Consider the following 9803-nt stretch of genomic DNA (forward strand, 5'->3'; position numbering starts at 1 on the left):
TAAACGTGGCTCTCCATATCTTAGATGGGCTTTCCTCAATGCTGCTAGGTTAGTAGCTATGAGAGATCCTTGCTTTAAAGAATATTATCAGAGAAAGAGAAAGGAAGGTAAACACCACTTCGTTGCTCTTACACACGTTGCTAAAAAGCTAATTAGAGTTATTTTTAAATTACTTAAAACAAACACTCAATTTGTTCCTCAGACTTAACTTCATCTTTTAAACTAGCCTTTTATTAAGGCTTATTTGTCATGCAAATTTTTATTAAATTGTCTTTTGGTATATCTTTCATAAAGTTATTTATTTTATACTTGACTTCATATAGTTAGTCTTTTATAATATTATACAGCATTGATTAAAAATAAATTACTATTTTCTAAAAAAAACATCTGTTGAAATATAATCTCAACAAATGTTTTAATTTTTATATTTTCCGATTAACTATAATCTTCTAACTCCATCATCTATTCCAGATTGAATAAATTCAGCTACTAGTCCTGTATCCTCTGTATATCTCTTTCCTACATATTCTACAAATTCATCAAAACTGTCTTCTTTTATGATTGCTATACCACATCCAGCAAATCCCGCTCCAGTCATACGAGCACCTAAACAATCTTTAAATTCATTAGCATGCTTTGTAATTGAGTCTAAATGAGGCCCAGTAACTTCATATAAATCTCTTAATGAATCATTTGACTTAACTAATAATTCTCCTAAAAGTTCAATATCACCATCTTTTAGAGCTTTTGCAGCTTTTGCAACTCTATGATTTTCTTTTACAGCATGAGTTGCTCTTTTTCTTATTATTGGATCTTCAATTTTATCAAGTAAATCTAATTCACTCTCGTCTATATCACATAGAGCTTTTATTGAAGGCTTATATTCTCTTAATATCTCTAAAGCTTTATCAGATTCAGCTCTTCTTTCGTTATATTTTGAATCCTTTAATTCTCTTCTTTTATTTGTATTTAATATTACAAGTTTATTATCTTTTAAATCAAATGGATAATATTCGTATTCGAGATTATTAGTATCTAGAAGCATTGCATGTTCTTTCTTTCCTAATGCAATTATAAATTGATCCATAATACCGGAATTCACACCAATAAATTTATTTTCTGTTGACTTACCTATTAGCGCAAGCTCTTTTCTTGAAATTTTACCATCATTGTAAAAATCATTGAATACTTCTCCTATAAGTATCTCTAAACTTGCAGATGAAGAAAGTCCGGAACCATTTGGAATATTTCCATATATAAGTATATCAAGTCCACCAATATTATATCCTTCTTCTTGAACAAATTTAGCTACCCCTAAAGGAAAATTCATCCAATCATTTTCTGGATTATTTTCAATATTTTCTAGTGATAATTCACCAGATTTTTCAATATTTAGACTCTTTAGACGAAGTAAATTATCATCATTTTTTCTTGCTAAAGCATATGTTCCTATTTCAATTGCACATGGAAATACTTTCCCACCATTGTAATCAATATGTTCACCTATAATATTTATTCTTGAAGGCGCAAAATATTCTCTTATTTCTTTATCATTTTCTCCAAAATGATTCTTAAATTCTTTTAATAAATTTTCCAGCATACTTACTCCTAATAATCTATAATATCAATTCCTATATTCCATATATTCTCAGAATTTCTTTCTACAAAATCAGCTTTATCATTTTCATACGCTTTTTCAAGACTATCATAATATCCATTACATGGTTCGATAGCAACATTTTTTTCATTTTTAAATCCACCTGTTGTCAACCAAACTCCCATATAAGGTAATTTTTTCGGATCAAAACTTATCTTAAATTTACTTTTTTCTTTTGTATGATTTAAAATTGCAAAACCTTCTTTGATTTCATCTGTAAAATAGTATTTGAATGTATGATTTTCTTTAAAATTCTTTAATTTAAAAATATCAAAATCCCAAACTTCATCATTTTGAACATTAATATAATTTTTGAGATTCTCTTCAAATTCAAGCTCTGTATATTCATCATAATTTAGAAGTCCATGAAAAACCCATAAATAAAACACTTTTTCATCAGAAAGATTTTTTATTTTATATTCAATATTTATTTTATTTCCTTCTAACTTTATACTTTTTGTAAATTGTAATGGTAATGATGGTAGTTTAACTACCCCTGTAACTTTTTTTTCTAAACATTCTTCAACATCCCACTCCAATGACCATGTATCGCCATGATCTGGTAAACTAATTTCTTTATTTAATGGATATTTACAAGCATCGATTGTAGGTATACAGTCGTCAATACCTGAAGTATCATACTTTTCAAAACCATCAGCATATTTTGCTTCGTTATACGCTTTTTTTGTAGGTTGAAACAAATACTCTACTTCTTTATCTTTGTTAAAAATAGAAGCTATCTTAAATCCTAATTTCGGTAATATAGAAATTTTCAATTTTTCATTTTCTAATATAATTGCATCAAAATTTAAATATTTGTACATAATTCCTCATTTAAAAAGGGCCGTGAAAATCACAGCCCCATATTCTATTTCTTCTTCAAATATTTTCTTGTATCTAAAGCTACCGCAACTATAATTAATAAACCTTTAATTAATAATTGCCAATATGATTCAAGTCCAACGAATATTAAACCATAGTTGATAACTTGAAGTAGCAATGTACCTAAAATAATACCTGAAATCTTACCTACACCACCTAAGAATGATACCCCACCAATTACACAGGCTGCAATAGCATCAAGTTCGTAGTTGGTACCAGTAACTATATTTGCATTACCTAAACGTGGAGCTTCTAAGAAACCAGCAATACCATACATAACACCAGATATTAAGAATATATAAATAATGTTTCTATCTACATTAATACCTGAAACTGCTGCCGCTTCTTCGTTACCACCAATAGCAAACATATTCTTTCCTAAAACTGTTTTATTCCATACAAACCACATTATTGCTGAAGCAATCATTGCATAAATAATTAAATATGGAATTTCTATTGATCCTAATTTTAATGATCCTTTAACAAAATTTTCATATGATTTTGTAAATCCAGAAAGTGGTTGTGCTCCATGTGGTGAATTGTTAATAAACGCTTGAAGCAAGGAATAAGCTATTAATTGAGTACCTAACGTTGCTATAAATGCATGTAATTTAAGCTTAGCAACCCCAATACCATTTATTAAGCCGATTAATGCACCAACTACTATAGCTGCTAATAAACCAACTATAATACTATTTTCTCCCATATTAGGAAAATATTTAGATGCTGCATCTGCTGATTGTAATAATGCAACTGAAATAGCTGCTGTAAGACCAACAACTCTACCAGCTGATAAGTCTGTACCTGCAAGTACTATAAGTCCACCAACACCTAGAGCCATTATTAATTTAGTAGACGCTTGTGTTGCAATATTTCTTAATGTTGTAACTGATAAAAATGCAGGTTCTTTTATCGCAATATATGCTATTAGCATTAATATTACAATAATCAAAGCATTTTCAATTAAAATATCCTTAATAGGTTTTTTCTTCTTAACTGTTTGATTCATAATATACCTCTTATAAATGTTTAGTAGCAAGTTGCATGACTTTTTCTTGATCTAGATTTTGAACTTCTTCTATACCTGAAACTACTCCATTACTCATAACCATTATACGGTCACAAATACCAAATAATTCTGCCATTTCTGATGATACTACTATAATACTTCTTCCTTTGTTTGCTAAATCAATAATCAATTGATAAATTTCATATTTAGCACCTACGTCGATACCTCTTGTTGGTTCATCAAGTAATAATACTTCAGGTTTGGTTAGTAACCATCTACCTAAAATTACTTTTTGTTGATTACCACCAGAGAGATTTCTTATTAACTCTTTTTCATTTGGAGTTTTAGTTTTTAAAGCTTCAATACTTTGAAGAGTATCGCCTCGCATAATTCTATCATTTAACATAAATCCTTTTTTATAGTTTTTTAAACTTGAAATTACTGTGTTAAATGTTATGCTCTCCATTGGAAATATTCCGGTAGCACGTCTTTCTTCTGTAACTAAAGCAAATCCATTTTCAATAGCCTCTTTAGCATTTCTATTTTTTATTTCTTTGCCTTTAAATTTAATAGTACCAGATTCTAAAGTTCTTATTCCAAATAATGTTTCAATTAATTCTGTTCTTCTTGCACCTACTAATCCTGCGATACCTAGTATTTCACCCTTTCTCAAGTTGAATGAAGCATTCTGTACTGTTGGCATATACTTCCCAGTTAAGTTTTCAACTTCAAGAACTACTTCTCCTGGTACATTAGTCTTTGGAGGATATACATTTTCTATATCTCTACCAACCATTAGAGAAATTATTCTATCAATTGATAAACCATCACTCGATTCGGTAGCAACATATTTACCGTCCCTCATAACAGTTACTTCATCAGAAATTCTAAGTATCTCATCCATTTTATGAGATATGTAAATTATACCTACACCTCTTTTTCTTAATTTTTCAATAATAGCAAACAATATTTCAACTTCTTGAGATGTAAGTGATGATGTAGGTTCATCAAGAACTAATATTTTAGCATTATATGAAACCGCCTTCGCAATCTCTATCAATTGTCTTTCTGCAACTGAAAGTCTTTCAGTAACAGTTCTTGGATTAATATTTATACCAAGATCTTTAAATACTTCTTCACAATACTTATACATTCCGGCTTGATCGATAAATATACCTTTTTTAGGAAATCTTCCAAGCATCATATTATCCGCAACATCTCTTTTCATTACTTGATTTAATTCTTGGTGTACCATAGCTACACCATTTTCTAATGCTTCTTTCGGATTGCTAAAACTTGTTTTCTTTCCTTCAATATATATTTCACCTGAATCTTCTTTATATATTCCAAATAAAACTTTCATCAATGTAGATTTTCCAGCTCCATTTTCACCCATAAGAGCATGAACACTACCTTTTTTCAATGTTAAATTAGCATTGTCAAGAGCTTTAACACCTGGAAATGTTTTAACAATATTCTTCATTTCCAAAACTATATTATTATCAGTCATATTAGCTCCTTATCTTTAAAATGAGCACACAGTGCTGTGTGCTCATCAAAATTTCTATTTTATTGAACTTCTATTGTTTTGTAACTTTTTCGTAGTCCATTCTTACTGATACACCATCTTCATAAATTTCTAAATCTGTACCTTCTGTCCAGTCATCTTTAGTTAATTTATTCTTGATTAAAGTAATCATACCTTGTGCCATTGTTTCGTTATTTTGTCTTACAGTACCATCCATTGTACCTTCTTCAATCTTTTTGATTGCATCTGCTAAAGCATCTACACCGTATACTGGGATATGTTTAGAAGCATCACCTTTATTGTATCCAGCTTCTTGTAATGCTGTAATAGCTCCAAATGCCATACCGTCATTATTAGAGAATATCATTTCGATCTTATCTCCATCTTTTGCCATCCAAGCATCAACTGCTTGTTTAGCTTTATCTGCATCCCATTCAGCTACTTGCATACCAATTTCTTCAACTTCAACACCTTTATCTTTGAAGTATTTGATTGATTCTTCAGTTCTTGCTTTTGCTTCAGCATTGTCTAAACCACCATGTAACATTACATATTGTAATTTTCCATCGCCATTTCTATCTAATGCTTTATTAGCTGTCCAATTTTCATAAGCCATTTCACCTTGCATAACACCAGCTTGTGGAGCTACTGTTCCGTAGAATATGAATTTAGCTAAGTCATCAGCAGTTAAGTCAGCTGAAATATCTCTATTCCAGAATACTGTAGGAATATTAGTTCCTGCTACTTTTTCTTTAACTGATTTACCTGAACCAAAGTCAACAATGTTTATTAAAAGACCGTCAACTTGTTTAGCAATCATAGCATCAATTTGTTCTAATTGTGTTGCTTGATTGTTTTGACCATCTTGAATATCTAATTCAATACTATCATCAGCTGCATCTAAAGCTTCTAAAGCTTGTCTTACTGTACCGATATAGTTATCAGAACCATTGTATAATAAAACACCTAATTTATATGTTTTACCATCAGTTTCATTGTTTTCTGCACTTGTTTCAGCGTTTGTTTCTGTACCTGTTTCCGCGCCTGTTTCTTTACCTGTTTCTTTATTAGCTGGGCTACATGCCGCTAATACTAATACTAAAGCTAATAAAATAGCTAGTAATTTCTTTGTAGATTTCATTGAATCCTCCATATTTGTTATATTATATTCTGATATTACCAGTTAAGATAAATTAAGTCAAGAGACATTTTAAGTTTATGAAACCGATTTCCTGATAATGTTTTTTTTATACCTATTTGAAAAATAGCTATTTTAAGTGTTTTATCAATGTTGATAAGTTTTATATTTTTAAATTAATATATTTTTAGAAAACACAATCATTTTTAATTGTTAATTTTTTTACATTTTTAAATTAAGAAACTCTGTCCGACTGAAACAACTTAATCAGCTTAAAATAATCATAAAAAAAGCACACAATATATTATAAACCGACTTCTTAAAATGTTTTAAATCCTATTTTTTTATCGATTTATACTATCATGCACTTTTTTACTTTACTTTTTAATTAAAATATATAATTAATCAAAAAAATCTTTTAGTTTTTTAAAGAATGACTTTTCAGCTTTAACATCTTCTCCAGATTCATCTGCAAATTTTCTTAATATTTCTTTTTGGTTTTCATTTATTTTCTTAGGTACGATTATTTTGACATCGAATATTAAATCACCATATCTATCAGTACGAACATCTCGCATTCCTTCACCTTTTAGCCTAAATCTTTCATCAGCTTGTGTACCTTGTGGAATTTCAAATTCTTTCGTTCCAGTAAGTGTAGGAATCTTTATTTTATTACCAAGTGTAGCTGTAACAAATGATATTGGTAATTCATAATAAATATCATTTCCAAATCTCTTAAATACTTCGTGTTCTTCTACATCAATTATTATAAACACATCACCTGATGGACCGCCATTTTCTCCTGCATTTCCTTCTCCTCTCACAGGAATAATATCACCAGTATTTATTCCTGCAGGGATTTTAATTTTAACTTTGGTTGATTGATTAATATATCCTCTACCATGACAATTATCACATTTTTCTTCAATCTCTTCACCAGCACCACCACAAGTTGGACAAGTTTCAGTTTGTGAAAATGCTCCAAACGGTGTGTTTTGAGTTGTTGTAACTCTACCCGTTCCATGACAGGTATGGCATGTTTTCTTTGTGGTTCCAGGCTTAGCTGCAGTTCCATCACACACATTACATTTTGTACGTCTTCTATATTGAACCTCTTTTTCTACACCAGTAACAGCTTCTTTAAAACTTATACTTAATTCAATTTGAATGTCAGATCCTCTTCTTGGAGCATGAGGATTTCTTTGGCTTCTTTCACCAAAAAAACTTGAAAATATATCCGAAAACATATCTCCCATACCGCCGTTTGAAAACCCTCCAAAACCTGAATTAGGGTCAAATGCCGCTGCTCCATATCTGTCATATTTCGCTCTATTTTCTTCATCACCAATAATTGAAAAAGACTCGTTTATCTCTTTCAACTTCTCCGCAGCTTCTTCAGATCCCCCATTTAAATCCGGATGATATTTCTTAGCAAGTTTTCGATATGCTGATTTTATTTCTTTTTGAGTTGAATTACGATCCACTCCTAAAACTTCATAAGGATTTTTCATCTTTCCACCTAACTATTTATATATTTAATAAAACTAACTCTTTACATTTAATAAAGGGGAGAAATCTCCCCTTTACTACATTTAATATTTTACTTTTATTTTTATTTTACGTCAAATTTGAATACTATTTATCTTCTTCTTCATCATCTACTACTTCATAATCAGCATCAACCACATCATCTTGTTGTGTTTGTTGATTTTGATTTGGATTTGCATTAGAATAAAGCTTTTCACTCATCTTATTTAATTCAGTAGTTAATTCTTCTATTTTATTTTTGATTTCATCAACATTATCAGTGTTTAACGCATCTTTTAACTCTTTATTCTTATCTTCAATTGCTGTTTTTTCAGAATCAGATATCTTATCACCTAAATCTTTCAATGTTTTTTCAACTTGATATGAAATACTTTCACCTTGATTCTTAGTTTCAATAAGTTCTTTTTTCTTCTTATCTTCTTCAGCATGAGCTTCAGCATCTTTTACTCTTTGTTCAATTTCTTCTTCACTTAAATTAGATGACGCTGTAATAGTAATTTTTTGTTCTTTTCCAGTACCTAAATCTTTTGCAGATACATTTACAATACCATTAGCATCTATATCGAATGTAACTTCAATTTGTGGCACTCCTCTTGGAGCTGCTGGAATATCTGTTAATTGGAAATTACCTATCATTGTATTATCTTTAGACATTTGTCTTTCACCTTGCAATACTTTTATATCTACAGATGATTGATTATCTGATGCTGTTGTAAATATTTGTGATTTCTTTGTAGGTATAGTTGTATTTCTTTCAATTAATACTGTTGTAATATTACCCATTGTTTCAATACCTAATGATAATGGAGTAACGTCTAGTAATAATAAATCATTTACATCTCCCGCAAGTATAGCACCTTGTACTGCAGCACCTAATGCTACTGCTTCATCAGGGTTAATATCTTTTTGTGGTTGTTTTCCTGTAAGTTTTTTAACTTCTTCAACTACTGCAGGTATTCTTGTTGAACCACCTACTAAAAGAACTTTGTCTAATTCACCAGCATCAAGTCCAGCATCTTTCAAAGCATCTTTAACTGGTACCATAGTTTCTTGAACTAAATCAGAAATTAATTCTTCAAATTTAGATCTTGTAATATCCATATTTAAGTGAGCAGGTTGACCATTTACAGCTGTTATAAATGGTAAATTTATTTGAGCTGTTGCTGTTGAAGATAATTCTTTTTTAGCTTTTTCTGCAGCATCTTTTAATCTTTGAGCTGATGTATGATCTTTTAATAAATCAACCCCACCATTTTCTTTTTTGAATTCTTCGTTGATATAATTCATTAATCTTTCATCGAAGTCATCTCCACCAAGTCTATTGTTACCTCTTGTAGCAAGAACATCGATAACACCATCCGCTACTTCTAGTATTGATACGTCAAATGTACCACCACCTAAGTCGAACACCATAATCTTCATGTCATCATTTTCTTTTTGCATACCATAAGCTAATGCTGCTGCAGTAGGTTCGTTTACTATTCTTTTAACGTCAAGTCCTGCTATTTTACCAGCATCCTTTGTAGCTTGTCTTTGTTCATTTGTAAAATAAGCTGGAACAGTTATAACAGCTTCTGTAATAGTTTCTCCTAGATATGCTTCAGCATCTGCTTTTAATTTTTGTAAAGTCATCGCTGAAATTTCTTCTGGTGAATATATTTTTCCATCAATATCAACTTTATAATCTGTACCCATTTCTCTCTTAATGGATGCAATTGTTCTTTGAGGGTTCATAATCGCTTGTCTTTTTGCTGTTTCACCAACTAATCTTTCACCTTCTTTTGTAAAAGCTACTACAGATGGTGTTGTTCTATTTCCTTCTGAGTTAGGGATGATAGTTGGTTGACCACCTTCCATAACTGCTACTGCTGAGTTTGTTGTACCTAAGTCAATTCCTATAATTTTTGCCATAATTTTATCTCCTTTTTTACTAATTGTTTATTATATTTTTGCATAAGCTCGACCTACATTTCGTCTTCGTCTTTCGACTCGACTCAATGGGTCATGCGCTTACAGTCCAACGTCTGCAGCTCAATTTCTT

At 30.4% G+C, this 9803-nt stretch carries 8 protein-coding genes; 1 reads left to right on the top strand and 7 read right to left on the bottom strand.

The window, feature by feature from the left end; genetic code table 11:
- The coding region (locus tag G534_RS08785; protein ID WP_027348249.1) for a transposase at positions 1 to 208 on the top strand (208 nt) is incomplete at its 5' end.
- A gap of 231 nt (positions 209 to 439) precedes the next feature.
- On the opposite strand, the gene G534_RS0106770 is transcribed toward G534_RS08785, so the two are convergent.
- The 7 genes from G534_RS0106770 to dnaK all read right to left on the bottom strand — a co-directional run bounded on the left by G534_RS0106770 (position 440) and on the right by dnaK (position 9673).
- The gene (locus G534_RS0106770) at positions 440 to 1600 is read right to left on the bottom strand and encodes a galactokinase (protein WP_027348437.1); all 1161 of its coding nucleotides are present in this window, start codon (positions 1598 to 1600) and stop codon (positions 440 to 442) included.
- Positions 1601 to 1608: 8 nt separating this feature from the next.
- Positions 1609 to 2481, bottom strand: a complete 873-nt coding sequence (locus G534_RS0106775; RefSeq protein ID WP_027348438.1) for an aldose epimerase family protein — start codon at positions 2479 to 2481, stop codon at positions 1609 to 1611.
- A 44-nt stretch (positions 2482 to 2525) separates the two neighbouring features.
- Positions 2526 to 3548, bottom strand: coding sequence for a galactose/methyl galactoside ABC transporter permease MglC (mglC, locus tag G534_RS0106780; RefSeq protein WP_034596098.1), 1023 nt, complete (start codon positions 3546 to 3548; stop codon positions 2526 to 2528).
- Between the two features lie 10 nt (positions 3549 to 3558).
- The gene (locus tag G534_RS0106785) at positions 3559 to 5058 is read right to left on the bottom strand and encodes a sugar ABC transporter ATP-binding protein (protein WP_027348440.1); all 1500 of its coding nucleotides are present in this window, start codon (positions 5056 to 5058) and stop codon (positions 3559 to 3561) included.
- Positions 5059 to 5128: 70 nt separating this feature from the next.
- Complete coding sequence (locus tag G534_RS0106790; RefSeq protein WP_027348441.1) at positions 5129 to 6217, bottom strand: galactose ABC transporter substrate-binding protein; 1089 nt, start codon at positions 6215 to 6217, stop codon at positions 5129 to 5131.
- A 398-nt stretch (positions 6218 to 6615) separates the two neighbouring features.
- The gene (gene dnaJ, locus G534_RS0106795) at positions 6616 to 7725 is read right to left on the bottom strand and encodes a molecular chaperone DnaJ (RefSeq protein ID WP_027348442.1); all 1110 of its coding nucleotides are present in this window, start codon (positions 7723 to 7725) and stop codon (positions 6616 to 6618) included.
- A 124-nt stretch (positions 7726 to 7849) separates the two neighbouring features.
- Entirely contained in the window at positions 7850 to 9673 is a 1824-nt protein-coding gene (dnaK, locus tag G534_RS0106800) for a molecular chaperone DnaK (protein ID WP_027348443.1), read from the bottom strand.
- Positions 9674 to 9803 lie beyond the last annotated feature (130 nt).

The sequence above is a fragment of the Helcococcus sueciensis DSM 17243 genome (assembly GCF_000423145.1).
GTDB classification, from domain to species: Bacteria; Bacillota; Clostridia; order Tissierellales; family Peptoniphilaceae; genus Helcococcus; species Helcococcus sueciensis.